Below are 20,753 nucleotides of genomic sequence, written 5' to 3' on the forward strand. Positions count from 1 at the left end.
GCTTTTTTATGGTTGGGATTTGGGTATAGGTTTAGCAAGGGGCAGAAGTTAATTAGATGGCTATTTGCGTACTCAGTTCTATAGGGAGGGGCATCGCGAGGTGGTAGCCTTGATACATATCAAAGCCTAACTGCTGCATTGCTTCAAGTTGTTCCTGAGTTTCTATGCCTTCGATTACTGTTTTCGCACCAATTTGTTTAGCCAGTTTTAAAGCGAGTTGTATTTGCTCTGTTTGGCCCTGTGCGTAATCGAGCATTAGTGAGCGATCAACTTTCAATATATTAGGTGTAATGTGTTTTACGCGAGCTTCGGTGGAAGCATTGGAACCAAAGTCGTCTATGGCGATTTGGAACCCATTTCCTGAAAGTGAGCGAGCCGCCTGTTTGAGCTTTAGCTCGCAGTTGGCATCGAGTTCGACCAACTCCATAATGATTTGATTACTCGGTATATTCAATTCTTTAAGACGTTTAGTCAACAGACTATCGGAGACGCTTTCTATCGCAAATAGCTCTCCAACATTTGGTAGAACATTCAGAAATAGCTGGAGATGACGTATGTTAGATTGCGAGAAGTTTCGTATATGGATGACGCGGCTCAAGCGTTCAACATTTATCTTATCGCATGAATTGGTGCTATCAGAGTGAAAGAAGTGATCAGGGCGTATAACGTGGCCATTGGAGTTACTGATTCGAACTAAAGCTTCAACACCGATTTGATTCATTTCATGGTCGAATATCGGTTGATAAACACTTTTTAACGTCAGGTTTTTATATCTCGCGATGTATTGCATATCACTGTCGACGAATATGCAATTAAGAAACTCATTTCTATCAGATAGAATCATATTTAGCACGCTACTAGTAAAACATGACAATAGTGTTGTTCTACTATTGTCTAACCAAGTGTCACAATATTGGCACGTGTGGTTATTTTGTCAATCCATAAAAATATATAATCATTGGCTGTTTTTTACCCAAGAAAATATCCTCTTTATTCAGAGCGTATTACCTGCTTCGAATGATGGCTGGTAACATAATGATTTATCGAAACAAAATTTGCTTTAGAAGAATCAAATAACATTTCGCTCATATAATTGTTTATCAATTTAGTCGCTATTGAGTAAATACTAGGCTCGAAAAATATCATGAATTGTTGTGCTTTATAGACAAACCTCAAACTTCCATGTTTCATTCTTAATCTGTCACATTGAAAATATTACATTGATACCATAATTCACAAATGTTGAATTTTGATGCATATAAAAGTGATAGTACATGCTGTTTCATATTGGTGGCGGGGGCTATAGGTGAATAACTTTGCAGAAAGATTATAAGGGGAGCTATATAAATACCTACGCCTAAATTAAGGTCTTTACCACTGAAGAACCGCATATAATTGGATATATTTGCGGACAAGTTGTTTATTCGTTGAACGTTTTAGTGGGTGTCCAAACTTTATAAAACACGGACTTATATTAAAGCCATCAGATAATGAGTGGGCTAATTGAGAGTTACTCTTATATAATGTAATGCCTTGTTCACTATATTCATTAATTTGATCTGGCAAATCGCCCATCCACCAGTGTAATAGTTCTCTGCTATTTTTACTCCGGCCGATCCAATGGTCACTGATTAATATCAAGAGATCATTTGGTTGAATTGCATAACCATATTCAAGTTGCCACTCCCGAATATCACTTAATAGTTTTTTTCGACATGTTTTTCCTGCACTTACCATGTGGTGAGTGATTATCCATACTGTTCCAATATCAGACGTGACCCTGAAATTATGGGGTAGATCAGGAGATTCTAGGGTTTCAATGGGCTGTATAACGCAAGGGTGGTTAAAGCTAGTAAAGGTATTTTCCATCCTTCGCGCAAACGCTTTGCCGATATGGTGCTCACTGATGCCTTGGTTGTGAACGGTAGGGTAGTGCCTTTCACACAACTTTAAGCAGTCATCTTGGAATTGATTCACACTTTTTATGACGAGATCTAATAACAATGACAATCCTTATACATGGTTATTGAAGGCATACGAGATAAGCATGATAGGCAAGCCAACGGTAAAGTAATAGCGCTAACTACTGAGTTCTTGATCAGCGCATCAAAAATATATTTTTTCATTAAGTATTAGTGCGTTAACAGAAGTAATGCGTGAAAATGTAGACATGATATGCATTTGATTGAGAATAAACATGACCATAGAACTTGATAGTAGCCAGAAACAATCACTCACACAGGCTCTTCAAACGTATTTACAAGATGAGCTAGATGTAGACATTGGCCAGTTTGACGCCGAGTTCCTTTTGGATTTTATAAGCAAAAAGTTTGGAGCGGTCTACTATAACCAAGGTGTTGCCGACGCCCAACAGGTCATTGAAACCAAAATGATGAACATTGCCGACGAACTGTATGAGATTGAAAAGGTTGTAGAAATCTAGGGAAAGCGACTCGCCAGAGCACTTGTTCGAAAATTTTGAATGACTTGGTTAAGCTAGTCTGCTGTCCTAAATGTAAAGCTTGGTAAATAATGTATCTCAAGAACAAGGGCTAAGGTACATTGCAAATAACTAATTATTCTTATTTGCATTTAATACGCGGTTTAATGATGAATACAAATGTAAAGAACTATAACGCTGTTTCAAGAATGTTCCACTGGCTTTCAGCCTTGGCAATCTTCGGACTGTTTGGTGTTGGATTATGGATGGTTGATCTGACTTACTACAGTGAGTGGTATAAGACAGCTCCTCATTGGCATCGCTCGGTCGGAATTATTCTTGCTGTGGTCACCATCGCACGTTATGTGTGGAAGAGTGTGACGGCGTCACCAAAGGTGGAAGGTAAACCATACGAAGTCGTGGCTGCGAAAATCGTTCACGGCGTTATGTATCTAACAATGATTTTGATATTTGTATCTGGTTATCTGATTTCGACTTCTGATGGCAGAGGTATCGAAGTATTTGACTGGTTTACTGTACCAGGTGCTGGTGAGCTATTTGAAAATCAATCAGATCTCGCTGGTTCAATTCATTATTACGCAGCTTGGGGACTGATTATTATGGCTGTTACCCATGCTTTAGCTGCCATTAAACATCACATTATCGATAAAGACGATACGCTACGAAAAATGATAGGAGTTTCAAAATGAAAAAATCAATTATTGCTACTGGATTAGCTTTCGCAATGGCGATGCCTTTCGCAGCAAATGCAGCTGATTACGTAATTGATACAAAAGGTGCTCACGCATCAATTAACTTTAAAGTTAGCCACCTTGGTTACAGCTTCATTAAAGGCCGTTTCAATAAATTTGAGGGTGACTTCTCTTTTGACGAAAGTAATGTTGAAGCTTCAAAAGTTAACGTAACAGTCGATACTCGCAGCTTGGATTCAAACCATGCTGAACGTGATAAGCACATTCGCAGCGAAGACTTTATCAATGCGAGTAAGTTCTCTAACGCTACTTTCAACAGTACTAAAGTTGTTGATAAAGGCGACGGTAAACTAGACGTAATGGGTGACCTAACACTTCACGGTGTAACAAAGCCAATTACTATCGAAGCTGAATTCATCGGTGCTGGTCAAGACCCATGGGGCGGTGAACGTGCTGGCTTCAACGGAACAACTCGACTAGAACTAGCGGACTTCGATATCGCGGTGATGGGTGCATCAAGCTACGTAGACATGGAACTTCATGTTGAAGGCGTGAAGAAGTAATTCCCAACGCGATTGTTAGAGAAAATCTCTAGCATAAATAAAGGCGCAAATTCGTTTGCGCCTTTTTTGATCTGTTTAGCTGTGCATGTAGAAAACATGGGGCCTCCCAGCTCAACAAAGTCGATCAGAAGAAATGATAGCTAATATAAGTTTTTATCGAACTGATTGAGTATCCGTGACCAAATTGTTGGTATGAATACTCTGCGCCAAGCTCTAGTTCATGGCCCGAGTTAAATATTGGGATATATACGCTCGCGCCAACTCCTGCGTAAGGCCGTACACCATGGAATTTGTCTTGGGAAATAAATACACCATCGGTGCTAATATTTTCTTCCCCTTCATAATAGGTCCCACCTAGCTTGGCATATGGAAGTAGCCACAACCAAGGTTGCCGAACAACTAGTCCTAAATGAAAAGAGTTTAGCGTTACTTTTGATTTTGTGTTCCCGTCAAGGATATGGTCATACGCTAAGGAGTACTTTGCCTCCATTCCCCAAAATACATTGGGAAAGTAGCTGTAACCGATTAGGGTTGGGAATGGAATAGGGGTTGGTTCTTCTATATCTTCAAGCTTTCTTTGACCCTCAGCTCCATTCTTGTCTACTCGGGAGCGTTCAAATCCAATGTGGAATTGATGATGGCTGTCCATGCGGGCAGAACAAAGAGATGAAAAAAGAACTCCAAAGATAATAAGTAGAATGCGCACAGTATATCATAACGGAAATTATTGGTACATCGTATTCTATATTGTTGTATAGACTACCACAACGTAGTAACCGCACTTTATAGGGAAGAAACTTTGCCTATTTAGGTAGGTATGGGGGAATCTATCTAAAAGAAATGATAGCTGATTTTGGTGGATATCGAACTCACATAGTAGCCCCGAGTGTAAGGTTGATATGAATACTCGAAACCAAGTTCGAACTCATGTCCAGTATTAAATATAGGCATAAAAGCGCTCGCTCCTAAACCAACGTAAGGCTTGATACCGCGGTCACTTTCGTTTGTTGAACCTTGCGACGCTTTAAGCTGAAAAGAATTTACCCCTACTTCTATATAAGGTAACAACCATCTCCAAGGCTGCCTTACGACGCCGCCAAATTTAAGCGATTCAGATCGTACATCAATATAACCTTCATCGCCGTCAAGGCTGCCAAACGCTAAAGAATAGCTAGATTTGAATCCCCAAAAAATACTAGGGTAGTAACTGTAGCCTATGGCTGATGGGTAGAGTAGATGTTCCCATGAATCCACATAACTCTCTGAGAGTAAAGAGTCTCTCGGGATCCCTTCTTTGTGTATTTTTGTTATTTCATACGCTATGTGTAAGTTATGTCCGGTTTTGTCGATTGCGAACGACAAAGTAGGGAATAGGCTCAAAATAACAACAAATAGACGCACAGATACAATCTCATTAAATTACATATAGTATGTCGTACTTTAATTTTGTTCGGGTAACATTTCAAGTGATTTACAGTATTTAAGGGAGCGTCGTACTAATAAGGAAAGTGATGTGTGGTGATGATTACTCAAAGGTTATGCTACTCATTGCTTTTGAGTTATGTTTGAAAGACAGATTAGCTATGGCGTTTCACTAGTCTGTCTTTCGAAAAGAGGGGGAGTAGTCAAGTTTGAAACACTTTACGTGTCAGGAACACTAATTAGAAGTGGTACTGGAAACTTGTCGAGATAGAATTTATGGAATAGCCGTGGCTGTAAGGCTGAAAACTGTACTCAGCGCCTAACTCAAATTCATGCCCAGTATTAAAAATTGGTATATATACACTCGCACCTAAGCCAAAGTAAGGGCGAACTCCATAATAGTTATTGACTGACCAATCTGAACGATCAGAGTGGCTATCTACTCGCTCATTTGTTTCGAAGTAATTGATACCCGCTTTCGCGTATGGAAGTAACCAGTTCCAAGGTTGCCTGATGATACCGCCCAGTTTATAGGACTTAATTTTGACAGTGGTCATTGTTTCACCATCAGTAAATTGGCTTTGGGCTTTTGAATAACTGGTTTCTAACCCGAAAAATACTGATGGAAAATAGCTATAACCAAGAGTTGAAGGACGTAAGAAATCGGCAATAGTGTCATTATAGCTATCTGAAAATAGGCTACTTTTTTCAAAACCTTCTTTATCAATGCGTACGAAATCATACGCCACTGTAAATTGATGACCAACTGACGGGCCAGCTAGCACAGAATTTGAGGTGATTGCGACTAATACGCTTAGAAGACCTAACCTTCGCATAAACATTAATACCATAAATCAAAAATATTGCGAACGATATATGGTAATTAATTCGAGTTCAAGCGAGAAATCTATTCGCCATATGTAGAAAATGCGCGAACTAATTGTTCGCGCATCTTCTATTCTTTGTTGTTCAGCCACTAATGAATTATGCGGATTCTAATTCATTAGTCTTTACTGCATGTAAACGCTCGCCATAGATCGGTCTTAATGCTTTCATGATTAACTCACGAGAAATCACACCGACTAAGACACTATTTTCCAGTACAGGTAATACATGCGGTTGACTTACTTTCATCGCTTTTGCTCGCTCTTCTAGTGACAAGCTTGTTAGACGAGTAGCAATTCCCATGCTTGATGTTGGATATAACCGCTCATTGTCGATACAAAGGAATTCAGCGACATCAACTAGATTATCAGTCGCGCTAATAGCAATGACGTCACGGCTCATTAAATCCACAACCTTTTGGCCTTTTACTGGAATGTAGTCTTGGCACCACAAATCCACCATTACATCGTGAACAGAGTAAAAACCGACCAAACGCCCAACGACGTCACACACAGGTGCACCAGTGATATTAGCGTCAAGCAGAGTATCTATCGCGTCAGTTGTTGGCATTTCAGCGGTTAGTGTTACTGGCTTAGTGTTCATGATTTCTTTTATAAGAGTTTTAGCGTTCATAGGTGTTTCCTTAACCGACGTGGTATCTGCTGTCTGTGTAATAGATGTAATGTTTGTTGCTTTTAGTTGCGGGCGACGATAGATGCTCCAGTTAGCTAGCCCAACTAACACGGAGCCGCCAACGATATTCCCGAGCGTTACAGGTATAAGATTCGCCGTGACAAATTGATGTATGTTGAGGTCGCTGTATTGTGCTGCCGACATACCAATTTGCTCCCAGAAAGTATTAGGGGCAAAATTTTGAATCGTGATGCCGAGTGGAACCATGAACATGTTAGCTACACTGTGTTCGAAACCTGTGCTGACGAACATGGCTACGGGTAACACGATCATCGCGGCTTTAGTCATGGCATTTGCAGAACTGAACGTTAACCATATTGCTAGGCAAACCAAAAGGTTACACAAAACACCCAATGCAAAAGCCTGTACTGGGCTATGATGGAGTTTGTGCTGAGCAATATTAAGAGCGTTAAGGCCCCATTGGCCGTGATCCAGTTGATAAAGACCAGCTGCACTGACCAAAGCAAGCAAAAACATCGCGCCAATGAAATTGCCTAGGTATACCTTTCCCCAAATCGATAACATTTTAGAAAAAGATATCTGCTTATTAGCCCATGAAATGCTCGACAACACGGAGCTAGTAAAAAGCTCGCCACCGCATATCACAATGAGGATCAATCCCAAACTGAATGCGATGCCTCCGGCAAGTCGGCTAAGCCCCCAACCAGCATCGGCGCTTCCGGTTGTGACTGTGATATAGAATAAAAATGCGAGTCCAATAAAAGCGCCAGCCATGATCGCTAAACTAAATGTCATGCTACTGGTTTTATTCGCTTTACTTAGCGCGTATTTCTCAGCCTCCGCCATCATTTCTTTTGGTGAAAAAAGTTGATGATTTTCAGAAGTGTTTGTAGCCATAACCCCTCCTCAAATTACCTTTCATAACAAGTCCTCAAGTTATATTTCATAACCGTCCTAGTGGTGTGTTTAATATGAGTGCAGTGGAGTATTTCTCGCCTGCCAAACCAGATTAAGAGGAATGTAGGTAGAGGTAAAATTGATAATTTTGAGAATGCTCATCAAATTTATTGATATAGTTTTTGTGGCAAGTAAAATGAAATCAATTGCTCATAAATACAGTGGAATCAGAGCTGTAGAATTAAAAAATGTCAGGCTGGCTAGGGAAGAAAGATTGCGATATTCATTGAAACAACTCACCGTATTTGACGCTGTTGCCGATTCAGGAAGTGTTAGTCAAGCTGCGGATAAACTGGCGCTCACACAATCTGCGACCAGTATGTCATTAGCGCAGTTAGAAAAGATGCTCGGCAGGCCTTTGTTTGAAAGGCAAGGGAAGCAAATGGCATTAACACATTGGGGGATGTGGTTAAGGCCGAAAGCTAAGCGATTGTTACAAGATGCCCAACAGATAGAAATGGGCTTTTATGAACAGCATTTGTTGAGTGGAGAAATTCGCTTAGGTGCAAGCCAAACCCCAGCGGAACACTTAGTTCCAGACCTTATCAGTATCATTGATAACGACTTTCCGGAGATGCGTATCGACCTTGGCGTGAAAAGTACCCAAAGCGTAATCAATGGTGTGCTCGACTATAAATATGATCTTGGTGTGATTGAAGGGCGGTGCGATGACAATAGGATCCATCAGGAAGTCTGGTGCCAAGACCATTTAACTGTTGTTGCATCCGCGCACCATCCATTCGCCAAGCGTGATAAAGTGAGTTTGGCTCAGTTGGAGCAGGCAAAATGGGTGCTACGTGAACACGGCTCGGGAACTCGTAAAGTTTTTGATAGTTCAATACATCATTTAATCGCAGATCTTGATGTGTGGCGCGAATATGAACACGTTCCGGTGCTGCGTAGCCTCGTTGCGAACGGGCAATACCTAACATGTTTACCTTATCTAGATGTCGAACGATTTATTGAAGCGGGCTTATTGGTCGCGCTTAATGTTCCTGAGCTAGAAATGGATAGAACACTCTCATTCATTTGGCGTGCAGACATGGCCGAAAACCCACTAGCTGAATGCATAAAACGCGAAGGTAAGCGTATGATGAAAAGCAAACCAGCAATCTTCTAATTTTTACTGATAACTAAATCTGTTGTTTTAACGATTGCGTATAAATACTTATGAGAAGTACAACGTGCGATACATAGTTTATGTGATTTATATCACCTGATAATTTGTAAAGTTCACATAGTATATTCGCTTGATTTTATGTGAGGCTAAGTTCAGTAGTTCGCCTACGGCTTAGAAAAAGTATGAGTACATTAGTCGCTATATCGTTAACAACAGGTATTTTGTCCGGTCTTTGGGGATGGATAGCCATTTCATTTGGTTTATTATCTTGGGCTGGGTTTTTGGGCTGTACCAGTTATTTCGCTTCGCCTACGGGCGGCATAAAGGGATTAGCGGGTAGTTTGCTAACGAATATGACGGGTGTGTTCTGGGCTATGGTGATTATCCACGGCTCAACTTTCGCTAGTCTAGAAATTCTTGGATACGTGATTACTGCAGTTGTCGCATTTTTTATGTGTATACAAGCGAAACAAGCGTGGTTGGGATATATCCCTGGTACGTTTATTGGCTCTTGTGCAACATTTGCGGCCGGTGGTGATTGGCAATTAGTCGTTCCTTCATTATTGGTCGGCGGTGTCTTCGGGTATCTAATGAAAGCGAGTGGACTTTGGCTACACGAAAAATCAAATCAGTCTTCAAATGAAGATAAACAGACAATCAAACTGTCGACTAAGAAAGCACAAGCTTAGGCGATATCTGTTTATCCACCAGAAGATTACCCCCAATTAATTTGTATAAAGTATTTGTACAGGCACACCAAATGGTGTGCCTTTTTTTGTTGGGAGGGAAGTGTTTGGTGAACCTGCGTTAAGTGTTGCCGTTCGCCATGGTAATCACTCGTTTTAACGTCCACCTTAAAAGGATAGGGATGCACTCTTGCCCTTGGTTTTCGCAATGAGACACAATCGCCAGCGCTAAATCGGGTTTGGCGTGTTTCTTAAGCACTTTTGTGACCACTTTCTTCGGTGGGATAGGATGGTCATGAGGGATCTTAATCATATCTTTGAAGAAGTTTTCGAAACCATTGGCATACAGATAATGTTCGATATCCTTATCAGGTAACTCCGTTAAACGATGACGCGCTTGGTCATTTTCCAATTGAGACATCACAGTCGCAGCGTACTTTTTACCCGCGGCGTCGCCATCTGTCACAACATGCCAATCAATACCAAAGGCTTTAGCCACTTTTATCAAAGCTTTTAAACCAGATTGGGCAAATTCGATGATCTGAACGCCTTCCGCGGCAAGATTAAATCCGCATTGATTGGCAAGTTCATTAAACAGCCAGACTTCTGTTTCTCCTTCAACTAGCAACCAACACCTAGCGAATAACGCACCTGAACGATGAAAGCGAATATGAAATCCGATTCGGCGTAGCTCATCTTTACAGAACTTATTGGTATTAAGTTGAGTCGCTATGGTTCGATCTGATTGTCGTACTAAACGACGAATAGATTGCAGAGGGACAGCAGCCAATAATTCCCCGCTGTTGGTTGTGAGAATTTTTTGCATAGGGAGTTGCTGCAACAAACTCCACGCTCTGGCTAGGTGGGTCGGGTGCAATCGACCTTCCGGATCTTCTAAGATCAATAACGGTCGAGCACAACGTCTAAGTTCTGTTGGTCCTTTAGCTTGTAGATACGCGTTGAGTAATCCCATAAACAACAAGCGCGTCTGCTTGTTTTGTGTTTCTTCAACAATCTGGTGGACGCTTTTATCGTTTGGCGCAACAGAGTAGAGCAAGCCATCACGTGGCTTACGTGGATTTTTGCGGGACTGACTTTTAAATGAGAAATAATGTTCGACTAAACTTTGCATCGAATTGAGACTACTGCGCATTTCCCCTTTGTTTACGTGGCCAGGAATAGCGAGTAATCGTCGACAAGTATTATCGATTCGCTTTTCTACGCGAGCATTTTGCCCAACATGAGCAGAATTTGCGTTAAACGGACGATCAAAGTAGCGGGAGTCACGTAAGCGAATCACTGGGTGCAAGGTCATAAGTTCTTGCGCGAGCTTTTCTGAGTGATGAAGTTTGAGAGGGTTACCTTCAATATCAAGAAATGCATAGTGCGTGGTTGTTTCGTATTGTTCTCGAGTGGCACTAATTCGATAGTAAATCCGGAACACACCGTGTTCGTCTTCTATCCAAATAGGTTTTAACCTGCGGTATCGCCCCGCATTTAGCTCGCTTTTGTCGTTGGCCTTAAGTGAAAGAATGATTTGAAGATGTTGAGATTGAGGGTGAGAAATAGAGTAGTCAACGTGGAAATCTTGCATTTCGAATTGGTACGGCACGCCGTCGGCAGGCAATACTACAGACAAAGCGTCGAGTAAGGACGACTTGCCCCAAGTGTTTTCACCAATTAAAGTCGTTAGCTCATCGAAAGCCAAAGACATGCGCTTAATACCACGAAAACCAGAAATCTCTATTCTTTCTAGTTGCATAGGCAGCTCCTTACCGGATTCATCTGCTAATGTATTGAAAGCTAACAGATATCTTTAATCATAATAGATAAATTCCGGCAGCGTAGGCGGCGTTGTCACAATTGTGACGCAAATACCTAACCTTCTATTCCTCTATATAATGTGACCGTGTAAAAAGATAAGAAATTTCTTTGCAGTTAAGTTTCATAAAATTCACGATTCTGTCATGATTCTCCTCTTAGTATGGAAGGGAAAAAGAGAGAGAAAATATGACTAAAAAGAATAAGCCAGTCAAAATGGTACTGGCACATATTAACGACACCCATTCCTACTTTGAGCCAACGTCATTACAGCTATCATTAAAAGTGAACAACAGCATCATAGAACCTTATGTCAGTGCTGGTGGCTTCGCACGCATCGCTACTCGTTTCAAACAGATCAAATCTGAAGCAACTCGACAGGGCAAGGGGACTTTGTTCTTGCATGCCGGGGACTGCTTTCAAGGCACCTTGTATTTCTCGTTATTCAAAGGAAGAGCGAACGCCGATTTACTGAATTCTTTAGAGATCGATGCGATGACATTAGGTAACCATGAATTAGACATGGGAAACGAGCCAGTTGCCAAGTTTGCAAAAAAAATTGAGTTTCCTTTGCTAGCGGGCAACTGGGACTTATCTAATGAGGACAAAACCAAAGCCTTCACTTTATCTGACAATCCAAGTATCAAGCCTTACCAGCCCGAAACGCAAAGCGCGAGTTATATCACCAAAGACTTTAATGGAGAGCTTGTCGCCATTTTCGGATTATCACTCGATAAGATGGCCGATATAGCAAACCCTGACCCTGATACTCCGTTCACGAATGCAATAGAAACGGCGACTGAAACGATAAAGCAGATACACAGTGCCGGTATCAACAAAATCGTGTTGCTTAGCCACTTAGGTTACGAAGCTGATTTAGAACTAGCAAAACAGATACAAGGTATCAGTATTATTGTTGGTGGCCATAGTCACAGGTTACAGGGTGACTTTTCTGATATCGGTTTAGCTAAAGATGATGATTATGGAGTGAGGGTTGGCGATACCTATATTGTTCAGGCTGGGTTTCATGCCATGAGTTTAGGGCATTGCGAAATCGAGTTTTCCGCTGAAGGTCTGGTAACTCGATTTAGCGGAAAAAATGAGCTGCTCCTTGGCCGTCGATTGTTTCTAGATGCAAATTTGAGCGAAACTGGATCCGATTATGCGCATGAACTTGCTTGCAATTATTTGAATGCACATTCTAATGTAGTGGTTTGCAAGAAAGATCCTCAGATTCAGAGCCTACTTGTAGATAAATACATTCCAAGAGTAAGAAAGCTTCAACAGCAGATCATTGCGTCTACTTCAAGCAAGTTAAGACATGTTCGAATTCCAGATGAAAACGGACCGAGCCAATTAGCCCCGCTGGTCGCTCAATCCTTCGTGCATAGTATGAATAAAAAAGGCCACCCAACGCAGTTTGCCATCCATAATGCAGGAGGAGTTAGAAATTCACTTAATGTCGGCGATGTTTCGGTGGCAGATATTGCCGGGAAATTGCTCCCATTTGCCGTTCCTATTGGTGTTTATGAAATAAGCGGCAAGACTTTGCAACTTACGTTGGAAGGCGCCATAAACAACGCGTTAAACAATGGTGTGGTTGGTACTGGTTCTGGTAGTTTTCCTTATACTCATAATTTGAGTTATCGATACGATGCCCAGCGTCCAAAAGGGGATCGCATTGTTGACTTAAAAATCCACTTGGACGATGTAGGCTGGCAACCGGTTGAAAACAATAAGAAATACCGTGGTTCCTCTTCAGCTTACACGATGAAAGGGAAAGAAGGATATGACGCTATTCTCGATATGAACGGTGAAGGTACAGTGACCAACCTTTCGATGGCAGACTGTTTCATTGAATTTTTAACGGATAATAAAGACGCGCTTAACCAAGGTCACTCTTTCGACTGTTTAGCCTCCGCATTGGTATAATATTTGCTCATAACCTTTAACTACCTAGAAGACGATAGTGTTTAACTGGGTTAGGGAGAGGGTATGTGGAATAGGGACTGGGTTGATACCGCCGTAGTGGTTGGTTGGGTATCTGCATGGTCGGCATTGGTCTACTTTGTACCACTAGCTGGCGTGTGAGATTCTGAGTTAATTATTCATTTAATAAATGGTATTAACCGTTAAAAAACATAAAAGGAGCAGTGTGCTCCTTTTTGTTTTTTGAACGAAAATAAAGCTAGACGAGTCCGGTTTTCAGGAATACTATCCAATTGTTTGGGGAGTAGTTAGCGCAAGTTTACTTATCGTCATCTCGTTAAGCGAATAGCTTATCCGGTAAGTAAAGGTGGATAAATTCCACTTCAACGAGACCAACGCATTCAACGCTGAAGTACATATGGTATTTCGGCATGTTTTGTATGCGGAAGGTCTACTACACAGTTCTTCCGCCCGGAGGAATGATGAACTCAACACAATCCTTATCTGTTATAAACAATGCAGCGGAGCACGCTGTAGTATCTTCAAGCTCGATGACTTACATCGGATTTTTCCTACTGACGTTGGTGTTAGTGTCTATCGACATTTATCAAACTCGTGGTGGGAATATTGCGATCCGTAAAGCTGCGATTTGGAGCGTATTTTGGTTCTTACTCGCATTTGTTTTTGCGGCAAGTATTTATTTCTTTTGGGACGTTTATGCGCCGAGAAGTGACTACAGTGCAGAGAAAGCGGTTGTCTCTTTTATAACTGGCTATCTGCTTGAGAAATCGCTCAGTGTCGACAACCTGTTCGTCTTTGCCATCATATTCTCGCAATACCAAGTGCCGGAGCATTTGCGCCCGCGTGCGTTATTGTGGGGGGTTATCGGTGCATTGATCCTCAGGGCTGTAATGATAGCGGTCGGTGCGCAACTATTAGAACAGTACCACTGGGTGTTGTATGTGTTTGCGGCTTTCCTTATTTGGACGGGCTTTAAGTTAGCTTTCGATAAAGGTGAAGAAACAGTTAGCCCTTATCCGGAGAAACTGATCCGTAAGTTCGTTAACGTGAGTTCAAGCTACCACGGCAACTCGCTAATGGTAAAAGAAGCGGGTAAATGGGTGGTGACGCCAATGGTTTTAGTTATCGGTGTAATCGCAGTGATGGACGTAATGTTTGCATTAGACTCGATCCCTGCAATATTCGCTGTTACTCGTGAACCGTTCTTAGTATTAGCGGCTAATGTATTCGCATTGCTAGGGTTACGTTCATTGTACTTTGTTCTCCAAGGGATGATGGACAAGTTTATTTACCTAAAACCAGCGTTATCTTTCATCATGGTTTTCATTGGTGTGAAAATGCTACTTGTGGGCACTTCATGGGAAATCCCGACTGTAATATCGTTAACTGTACTTATTAGTGTGATGTCTGTAGCGGTAATTGCTTCGGTCTATAGTAAGAAATCAATGATTGATCAATCGAATTAATACCTAATAAAACTAATTTAAAAGTAGGGGAATTATGGTTGATTGGTGTCATCAATAAATTATTTATTGTTAATATATTGTGATGCCAATCATCTTATTGAGCGTAGTGTTTGTACGATATTCATCTAATTAGGTTTGTTATGAATATTTATGCGCCTGGTGTGAATTTGAATTTCTGGCAATTGTTAATTTGTTGTTTGATTAGATAAACTAATGCGAAGGTTCAATTTTTGTCATTTTTTAACCATAAAAAAAACGACTAATATTCATCTCAACAAAACGAAACACGTTAACAAATTTATAGAGAGGCAATCATGGCTCAAGCAATGCAAATGAATACTATCGCTGTTCCTAACTCTATGGATAAGAAGACCTACTCGGTTAACTTCAAAGGATTGATTGCACACATTCTAGATGTTCTTTTCGTAGACAACAGCGCACCACGCAGCTACTACGCGAACGACCTATCTGGTCACATGCAAAAAGATATCGGTTTATACCGTTAATCATAATAGCGCATCCGAATTCTAAAAAACGCCAGCAGTTATGCTGGCGTTTTTTTTAGAAATTTTTCAAGGTTTACTGCGGTCTCTTTAGTTACCCACGTTAAATAAAGGGCCTCTGATGAAATCGTTTAAAGCATTGTCATTTCTACTACCACTCGTTTCTTTGAGTTCGGTGGTTACTGCGCAGACTTGGTCGCACAGCGGTGCTCCTGCGCAAATCATTGAGCTCTACACCTCTGAAGGGTGTTCGAGTTGTCCTCCTGCTGATAAATACTTATCAAACTTGAATGGTGAATCAGAACTTTGGGTTGAAACGATTCCAATGGCGTTTCATGTCGACTATTGGGATTATCTCGGTTGGAAAGATCCATACGCTCAACCCTCGTTCACTTTGCGCCAACAACTCTATAGAAAGTATGGGGTGGTAAGCAGTGTATACACGCCAGGGTTTGTAGTAGATGGAAAAGAGTGGCGTGGTTTCTTCAATTGGCTTGATCAATCATTACCTCAAGCGAACCAAAGTGATTCGCTAAGGCTGACGATGTCACTAGAAGGAAATCAAGTAAAAGTCACGTACGAACAAGCTCATGAGCTCGACTTAACATTAGTAGCGATTGCCACAAGTCGAACGAGCAAAGTAAAAGCGGGTGAAAACCGAGGAAAACAGCTTGATCACAGCTTTGTGGTATTAGAACAACACCAGCAGCGTTCTTCCGATGGTAAATGGACTATCGACATAGCTGCGAAAAATTATGACGTGCTCGCAGCTTGGGTTACTACATCCCGCTCCTTCGTACCGCTTCAGACCGTAGCAGGAAAAGTAGAGCGCTAAGGTTAGTGTACCGAATATGCTATATATAAGCGCTATACTTAACCCTGTTAAAGACATTACCGCTCATATCTACAGTACGTTTTACTTTAGAGAGCCAAGGAGGGTCTATGACTATCTCAACAAGGTTGAATCAGTTCCTACAGACGCATGATATTGACTATAAAACAGTTGAACATGTACACAGTAACGGATCGCTAAGTTCGGCGGTTGCTTCAAGAATACCTTTGAAGCAAGTCGCTAAGGCCGTGGTATTGGAAGATCATGACGGACATAACATGATGGCTGTGCTACCAGCAGACAAAAAAATCAGTATGTCCGTGCTCAATGCGAAGTTTAACGCCAAGTTTCAACTGATGAAGGAAGAAGCTGTCTACAACATGTTCTCTGATTGTGACGAGGGTGCAATCCCGCCGGTTGGAGAAGCTTACAATATGATGGTCGTGTGCGATCAGTTACTCGACATATTGGATGAAGTGTACATAGAGGCTGGTGATCACCAGACCTTACTTAAACTTGATCAAGAAGCGTTCAAAAAAATCACATCGCATGCCAAACACACGCGGTTTGGTAAAGAGATGTACCATTGACGAGCTTCCACTGTGTAAACGAAAGGCGCTGTATGCGCCTTTTCTGCGTTTCAGTACTATACCTTTCAAACCATTAGCGTCATTCAAACTAAACTTAATAATAAAGCGTGTTATTCCATAGGTTAGTGAGCATCTATGAAAAAACTTATCCTCATGACTTGTCTATTTTCTATTTGTAGTTTTGCTAATGAGCCATTGAAGTTGGTAACTCTCGATTATCCGCCTTACATTGAAGTTCACGAAGATAAAATAGACGGAGTCGCAGTCCGTTTGGTCGAAGCCATTTTCTCTAAGTTGGATGTGGAAATATCCATTGAAGTTTTGCCATGGGGTAGAGCGATAAGCTATATCGAATCAGGTACTGCCGATGGCATTTTTACCGCATTCAAAACATTAGAACGTGAACGCTTCGCTGATTATAGCCAGCAAGTATTGTTCGAACAGAATATTACGATGGCGACTTTAAAGGTAAGTGACTTAGTTTGGGATTACACAAACCTAAGTGATTGGGAAATATGTGTCGTTAGCAATGTGAGTTACGGAAAGTGGCTAGATGGCGTAATTGACTCCAATCGTTTCAAAGCCGTTCACTACGTAACGGCGACTGAACAATGTGTATTGATGCTCTTATCAGGTAGAGTCGATTTATGGCCAAGTAACGAATACGGTGCAAGAAGCATTGCAGCTAAAATGGGCGTGAGTGAGCAGATCCATCTGATGGACCCACCAATAGAATCGACCCCAAGCTACATCGCGTTTTCAAAATTAAACCAGCATCGAGAGTTAATTAAAGCGTTCGATAATGAGCTGAAATCCATGAAAAGTGAAGGGCAGTATGACCACATCATTGAAACCTATTTTAGCGAGTTGGATAAGTTTTAATGGGGTAATCGACGCAGTTTAATCCGATCACATCATCTGAACTTAGCCTTTAACTCACCCTCTCGCGAATAGATTTCATCCACTCGATTACAATTAAGTTTCTGTTATCCAGTTTCTTTTTGCGCTTTAGCCTTTAATGGGATAATGAGTAGATCCATTGTCATGCCTGGCACTTGCGAAAGGTTTACAAATAACGCCTATACTAAAAACACTGTTTCATATGCGAGTTGGTTTACTATCTTGCATTAACCGATGCTCTAACTATATGAACCTTGGCTAGGTGCCTTTAATGTTCATCTAAGAGCAAAATAGACAACGGTGGAAGTATGGCTAATAAAATACTGCTTATTTCTAATCGAGGGGTGAGACCAAATCGAACCGGAGAAACCCTATTTAAAAATAAGCTAACTAAATCAGATCACAGGCTTAGATGCGCGGAAGTTAATCCAGGTAGTAAGCCTAAAAAGTATTCCCTTAGATTAGTGCCTAAAGGGCAAGAACAACAGTTTTTAAAAGATGAGATAAGTGACGCAAATGGTAAGCCTTGGGTATTTTTTGTTCACGGAAATAACCAGACGCTTAATAAGAACCTCAAAAAGTGTTTTGAACTTAGGAAGCTGTATGACGTGAATGTAATCGCATTTTCATGGCCATCGGTACACCATGGAAAAGTACGTTCTGTTTTGGGGTGGATTCCGATCCAACCGAACGTGGGGCGTTACTTAACAAGGCAGTTAAAACGTAAGTTAAAACAGTATGGGAAAGCTCGCGCTAATGCTAGTCATTCAGCTAAGGACCTAAGTGAAAGCCTCCAGATGTTTACAAACGCGCTCCCCGAAGGCGATATTCAGGCTAATTTCGTTTGTCATAGTTTGGGACATCGAGTGCTCAAACTTTCGAAAGAGCATCGTGAATTGAACCATGCGTTAATGCCTTTTGATAATGTTTTGTTGCATCAGGCAGACGAAGACAATGAAGGTCATCGAGCTTGGATAGATTCGATTGATAAAGGGGACAAGGTTGTAGTAACAACACATCAGAAAGATAAGATCCTTGAACTCTCTAATCTATACAACCATAAAACTTTCGTGAACAGGCGTTTAGGTAATGTGCCTAAGCCCAATGAGCCTAATCCACCCATCTATAAAGATTTTACTGGCGTGAAGAACCTTAGTTTTTCCCGGCATAGTATGTTCTTGACTCCTGAAAGTGAAAATCAAAATGTGTTTTCATTTTTTAAACCAATAATAGGTGAGTAGGTTAGTTCGGGATTTGATTTTCGTACATGAAAAAAGGCGCTCAGTGAGCGCCTTTCTATTTAACTGATACGTCTACTTCTTACGGCAGAACTCAGCGATAACGTACATAGATTGACCGCCGTTTGTTTTACCAGAAACTAGCTTAGGATCGTCGCCAACGCTGATGCCACGGATTACCGTGCCTTGCTTAATTACTTGGTTAGTCCCTTTTACTGGAAGGTCCTTGATAACTGTTACGTCGTCACCTTTTTTCAGTTCAACACCGTTAACATCTAGAGGTTTGTCGTCGTCAGACATACCAATTTGCGCCCATACTGATGTTTCTTCTTCAAGGTACATCATGTCTAACAGGTCTTGAGCCCAGCTTTCAGAGTTTAGACGAGTAAGCTGACGCCATGCTGTGACTTGAACAGGAGCTTCTTGGCTCCACATGCTGTCGTTAAGACAACGCCAGTGATTGATATCTTTAGGGTCGTCAATTTCGCTTAAACACTTTTCACATACCATGATACCGTGATCCACAGTGACGTGGCTGTGTGGTGGTACTGCGTATGCAGTTAAAGAAGAATCAGAACCACATAGTTCACATTTAGATTGGCAGCGTTCAAGCATAGTTGCTTCAGAAGACATAAAGAGCTCACATTTAATAGGTATTAATAACGGGGCTATTATCCACTTTATGAAAGAGAATGAAAGGGGTGAAACGGCATTCTGTCTCGAATAGCTTTTGCGGGCTAGTTACTGAAATGTCGTTGCTTGAAATCCAGATTAAATTGTCGCCATTTACGTAAAAAACGCGAGTATTTACTAGAAAATTATACTTGGAGCCTACCTTTACCCGATAATGTTGAATCGGCATAATATGCCTTTGTTTAGATGTAATTGAATTGGATTAAAGATTGGAATTACTTGCGATAGATTTTCTTGGTAGACCTTTGAGGCTAGAAGGCTCAATGGCTGGTTGGCAACAGCTGTTTTGGGATAACACTTTAGTTTCACAGCTCGATGCGAGTTCAGAAGCAGATGAAAATAGAAAGCATACGTTCAAGCTTGCGAATGGCACAGAGGAGCTTACTTGCGAAGTCACAACCAATGTTCAGTGGCAACCATTCGAAATGGATTATGTAGCAACGGTAAACAGTCAAGTTGTTGCAGAAGGCTCTCGAAACACTAAAGACATAGAACAACAAACTCCCGTAGTCGCGCCAAAGGCTGAAAAACGATTTAGCATTATCGGACTCGTATCGCTTGGGATGAAAGCGTTAAAAAGTGCCAAGCTTATCAAGGTAGTACTTGCGTCTGCGAGTCTCGCGGCTTATTCGTGGCTTTTTTCGATTCAATTTGCTTTAGCGCTTATCGCATGTCTAATGTTTCACGAGTACGGGCATATTCGTGCGATGAAATACTTTGGGATGAAAACTAAAGGTATTTACCTAATCCCATTTTTAGGTGGATTAGCATTATCGGATGAGAAAATTAACACCCGTTGGCAAGATGTCGTTATTTCAATCATGGGGCCTTTTTTTGGCCTAATTTTGTCGGTTATTTTTACGCTTCTTTATTGGGCGACGGGCGAGATGTTTTTCGCAGGGCTCGCGGTATTTAATGCTCTATTAAACCTATTTAACTTATTGCCAATTCTGCCGTTGGATGGTGGTCACGTTCTAAAGAGCATCAGCTTTTCAATGAACAGCATGCTTGGGATTGTGCTATGTGTGGCAGCCGCGATTGGTGGCGTTATTCTAAGTTACCAGCTGAATCTAACTTTGTTTGGCTTCTTACTGATTATGGGAAGTGTAGAGATCCTGTTTGAATGGAAAGGTCGACACCATAGTCATTTGTTGCCATTAGATCGATACGGCCAAATCGTTTCGTTTGCATGGTACGTCGGTTTAGTTTCTGGATTGATTGGCATCATTTGGTATTTTGCGTCAACTGGCGATCAATTACTAAGTTTACCGATGCAAATACTCGGTACCTAATATCAAAAAAGCCCAGTTATTAGTACTG

At 41.3% G+C, this 20,753-nt stretch carries 21 protein-coding genes; 13 read left to right on the forward strand and 8 right to left on the reverse strand.

From position 1 onward, the window contains the following. Positions 1 to 52: 52 nt before the first annotated feature. On the reverse strand, positions 53 to 790 hold the full coding sequence (locus ELZ11_RS11005; RefSeq protein WP_137357528.1) for an EAL domain-containing protein: 738 nt from the start codon (positions 788 to 790) through the stop codon (positions 53 to 55). A 581-nt stretch (positions 791 to 1,371) separates the two neighbouring features. Next, the gene (locus tag ELZ11_RS11010; protein WP_137357451.1) at positions 1,372 to 2,004 is read right to left on the reverse strand and encodes a hypothetical protein; all 633 of its coding nucleotides are present in this window, start codon (positions 2,002 to 2,004) and stop codon (positions 1,372 to 1,374) included. A gap of 193 nt (positions 2,005 to 2,197) precedes the next feature. Here ELZ11_RS11010 and ELZ11_RS11015 point away from each other — a divergent pair, with 193 nt between their 5' ends. From ELZ11_RS11015 to ELZ11_RS11025, 3 genes are all read left to right on the forward strand, one after another. Then, on the forward strand, positions 2,198 to 2,443 hold the full coding sequence (locus ELZ11_RS11015) for a DUF2164 domain-containing protein (RefSeq protein WP_137357452.1): 246 nt from the start codon (positions 2,198 to 2,200) through the stop codon (positions 2,441 to 2,443). 167 nt (positions 2,444 to 2,610) lie between these two features. Continuing rightward, positions 2,611 to 3,150 carry a cytochrome b gene (locus tag ELZ11_RS11020; protein ID WP_137357529.1) on the forward strand — a complete coding sequence of 180 codons (540 nt, stop codon included), beginning with the start codon at positions 2,611 to 2,613 and terminating at the stop codon, positions 3,148 to 3,150. Then, a complete protein-coding gene (locus ELZ11_RS11025; RefSeq protein WP_137357453.1) occupies positions 3,147 to 3,716 on the forward strand; it encodes a YceI family protein in 570 nt (189 codons plus the stop codon). The genes ELZ11_RS11020 and ELZ11_RS11025 overlap by 4 nt, the downstream gene beginning before the upstream one ends. A 124-nt stretch (positions 3,717 to 3,840) precedes the next feature. Here ELZ11_RS11025 and ELZ11_RS11030 read toward each other — a convergent pair whose 3' ends face one another. From ELZ11_RS11030 to focA, 4 genes are all read right to left on the reverse strand, one after another. Continuing rightward, a complete protein-coding gene (locus ELZ11_RS11030; RefSeq protein WP_167494667.1) occupies positions 3,841 to 4,365 on the reverse strand; it encodes a porin family protein in 525 nt (174 codons plus the stop codon). A gap of 182 nt (positions 4,366 to 4,547) precedes the next feature. Then, a complete protein-coding gene (locus ELZ11_RS11035; RefSeq protein ID WP_137357455.1) occupies positions 4,548 to 5,117 on the reverse strand; it encodes a hypothetical protein in 570 nt (189 codons plus the stop codon). A gap of 260 nt (positions 5,118 to 5,377) precedes the next feature. Then, the gene (locus ELZ11_RS11040) at positions 5,378 to 5,974 is read right to left on the reverse strand and encodes a hypothetical protein (RefSeq protein ID WP_137357456.1); all 597 of its coding nucleotides are present in this window, start codon (positions 5,972 to 5,974) and stop codon (positions 5,378 to 5,380) included. Between the two features lie 148 nt (positions 5,975 to 6,122). Further along, complete coding sequence (gene focA / locus ELZ11_RS11045; RefSeq protein ID WP_137357457.1) at positions 6,123 to 7,574, reverse strand: formate transporter FocA; 1,452 nt, start codon at positions 7,572 to 7,574, stop codon at positions 6,123 to 6,125. A gap of 274 nt (positions 7,575 to 7,848) precedes the next feature. On the opposite strand from focA, the gene ELZ11_RS11050 reads away from it, so the two are divergent. Beyond that, positions 7,849 to 8,754: a LysR substrate-binding domain-containing protein gene (locus tag ELZ11_RS11050; protein ID WP_137357458.1), complete on the forward strand. Its 906-nt coding sequence runs from the start codon at positions 7,849 to 7,851 to the stop codon at positions 8,752 to 8,754. Positions 8,755 to 8,936: 182 nt separating this feature from the next. Next, positions 8,937 to 9,443 carry a DUF1097 domain-containing protein gene (locus ELZ11_RS11055; protein ID WP_137357459.1) on the forward strand — a complete coding sequence of 169 codons (507 nt, stop codon included), beginning with the start codon at positions 8,937 to 8,939 and terminating at the stop codon, positions 9,441 to 9,443. A 118-nt stretch (positions 9,444 to 9,561) separates the two neighbouring features. Here the strand turns inward: ELZ11_RS11055 and ELZ11_RS11060 are convergent, their stop codons facing one another. Continuing rightward, positions 9,562 to 11,202, reverse strand: a complete 1,641-nt coding sequence (locus ELZ11_RS11060) for an ATP-dependent endonuclease (protein ID WP_137357460.1) — start codon at positions 11,200 to 11,202, stop codon at positions 9,562 to 9,564. A 248-nt stretch (positions 11,203 to 11,450) separates the two neighbouring features. On the opposite strand from ELZ11_RS11060, the gene ELZ11_RS11065 reads away from it, so the two are divergent. The 7 genes from ELZ11_RS11065 (at position 11,451) to ELZ11_RS11095 (ending at position 18,743) form a co-directional block, all read left to right on the forward strand. After that, a complete protein-coding gene (locus ELZ11_RS11065) occupies positions 11,451 to 13,193 on the forward strand; it encodes a bifunctional metallophosphatase/5'-nucleotidase (protein ID WP_137357461.1) in 1,743 nt (580 codons plus the stop codon). Between the two features lie 479 nt (positions 13,194 to 13,672). Beyond that, positions 13,673 to 14,677 carry a TerC/Alx family metal homeostasis membrane protein gene (locus ELZ11_RS11070; protein WP_137357462.1) on the forward strand — a complete coding sequence of 335 codons (1,005 nt, stop codon included), beginning with the start codon at positions 13,673 to 13,675 and terminating at the stop codon, positions 14,675 to 14,677. A 314-nt stretch (positions 14,678 to 14,991) separates the two neighbouring features. After that, positions 14,992 to 15,183 carry a hypothetical protein gene (locus ELZ11_RS11075; protein WP_137357463.1) on the forward strand — a complete coding sequence of 64 codons (192 nt, stop codon included), beginning with the start codon at positions 14,992 to 14,994 and terminating at the stop codon, positions 15,181 to 15,183. Positions 15,184 to 15,301: 118 nt separating this feature from the next. Then, positions 15,302 to 16,015: a DUF1223 domain-containing protein gene (locus tag ELZ11_RS11080; RefSeq protein WP_208746705.1), complete on the forward strand. Its 714-nt coding sequence runs from the start codon at positions 15,302 to 15,304 to the stop codon at positions 16,013 to 16,015. Positions 16,016 to 16,122: 107 nt separating this feature from the next. Then, positions 16,123 to 16,602: an aminoacyl-tRNA deacylase gene (locus tag ELZ11_RS11085; protein WP_137357464.1), complete on the forward strand. Its 480-nt coding sequence runs from the start codon at positions 16,123 to 16,125 to the stop codon at positions 16,600 to 16,602. Between the two features lie 135 nt (positions 16,603 to 16,737). Further along, positions 16,738 to 17,484 carry a substrate-binding periplasmic protein gene (locus tag ELZ11_RS11090; protein WP_137357465.1) on the forward strand — a complete coding sequence of 249 codons (747 nt, stop codon included), beginning with the start codon at positions 16,738 to 16,740 and terminating at the stop codon, positions 17,482 to 17,484. 326 nt (positions 17,485 to 17,810) lie between these two features. Next, entirely contained in the window at positions 17,811 to 18,743 is a 933-nt protein-coding gene (locus ELZ11_RS11095; RefSeq protein ID WP_137357466.1) for an alpha/beta hydrolase, read from the forward strand. 72 nt (positions 18,744 to 18,815) lie between these two features. On the opposite strand, the gene ELZ11_RS11100 is transcribed toward ELZ11_RS11095, so the two are convergent. After that, positions 18,816 to 19,373, reverse strand: a complete 558-nt coding sequence (locus tag ELZ11_RS11100) for a PhnA domain-containing protein (protein WP_137357467.1) — start codon at positions 19,371 to 19,373, stop codon at positions 18,816 to 18,818. Between the two features lie 269 nt (positions 19,374 to 19,642). On the opposite strand from ELZ11_RS11100, the gene ELZ11_RS11105 reads away from it, so the two are divergent. Then, a complete protein-coding gene (locus ELZ11_RS11105) occupies positions 19,643 to 20,725 on the forward strand; it encodes a site-2 protease family protein (protein WP_137357468.1) in 1,083 nt (360 codons plus the stop codon). Positions 20,726 to 20,753: the final 28 nt, after the last annotated feature.

Source organism: Vibrio profundi (assembly GCF_005281835.1).
Taxonomy (GTDB): Bacteria; Pseudomonadota; Gammaproteobacteria; order Enterobacterales; family Vibrionaceae; genus Vibrio; species Vibrio profundi.

What these genes read in the sequence shown, in the direction of transcription:
- ELZ11_RS11055 (WP_137357459.1), top strand. Translation starts at nt 8,937, where the DNA reads ATGAGTACATTAGTCGCTATATCGTTAACAACAGGTATTTTGTCCGGT.
- ELZ11_RS11005 (WP_137357528.1), bottom strand. Translation starts at nt 790, where the DNA reads ATGCAATACATCGCGAGATATAAAAACCTGACGTTAAAAAGTGTTTAT.
- ELZ11_RS11075 (WP_137357463.1), top strand. Translation starts at nt 14,992, where the DNA reads ATGGCTCAAGCAATGCAAATGAATACTATCGCTGTTCCTAACTCTATG.
- ELZ11_RS11070 (WP_137357462.1), top strand. Translation starts at nt 13,673, where the DNA reads ATGAACTCAACACAATCCTTATCTGTTATAAACAATGCAGCGGAGCAC.
- focA (WP_137357457.1), bottom strand. Translation starts at nt 7,574, where the DNA reads ATGGCTACAAACACTTCTGAAAATCATCAACTTTTTTCACCAAAAGAA.
- ELZ11_RS11095 (WP_137357466.1), top strand. Translation starts at nt 17,811, where the DNA reads ATGGCTAATAAAATACTGCTTATTTCTAATCGAGGGGTGAGACCAAAT.
- ELZ11_RS11080 (WP_208746705.1), top strand. Translation starts at nt 15,302, where the DNA reads ATGAAATCGTTTAAAGCATTGTCATTTCTACTACCACTCGTTTCTTTG.
- ELZ11_RS11015 (WP_137357452.1), top strand. Translation starts at nt 2,198, where the DNA reads ATGACCATAGAACTTGATAGTAGCCAGAAACAATCACTCACACAGGCT.
- ELZ11_RS11085 (WP_137357464.1), top strand. Translation starts at nt 16,123, where the DNA reads ATGACTATCTCAACAAGGTTGAATCAGTTCCTACAGACGCATGATATT.
- ELZ11_RS11100 (WP_137357467.1), bottom strand. Translation starts at nt 19,373, where the DNA reads ATGTCTTCTGAAGCAACTATGCTTGAACGCTGCCAATCTAAATGTGAA.
- ELZ11_RS11040 (WP_137357456.1), bottom strand. Translation starts at nt 5,974, where the DNA reads ATGCGAAGGTTAGGTCTTCTAAGCGTATTAGTCGCAATCACCTCAAAT.
- ELZ11_RS11020 (WP_137357529.1), top strand. Translation starts at nt 2,611, where the DNA reads ATGAATACAAATGTAAAGAACTATAACGCTGTTTCAAGAATGTTCCAC.
- ELZ11_RS11030 (WP_167494667.1), bottom strand. Translation starts at nt 4,365, where the DNA reads ATGGACAGCCATCATCAATTCCACATTGGATTTGAACGCTCCCGAGTA.
- ELZ11_RS11025 (WP_137357453.1), top strand. Translation starts at nt 3,147, where the DNA reads ATGAAAAAATCAATTATTGCTACTGGATTAGCTTTCGCAATGGCGATG.
- ELZ11_RS11065 (WP_137357461.1), top strand. Translation starts at nt 11,451, where the DNA reads ATGACTAAAAAGAATAAGCCAGTCAAAATGGTACTGGCACATATTAAC.
- ELZ11_RS11090 (WP_137357465.1), top strand. Translation starts at nt 16,738, where the DNA reads ATGAAAAAACTTATCCTCATGACTTGTCTATTTTCTATTTGTAGTTTT.
- ELZ11_RS11060 (WP_137357460.1), bottom strand. Translation starts at nt 11,202, where the DNA reads ATGCAACTAGAAAGAATAGAGATTTCTGGTTTTCGTGGTATTAAGCGC.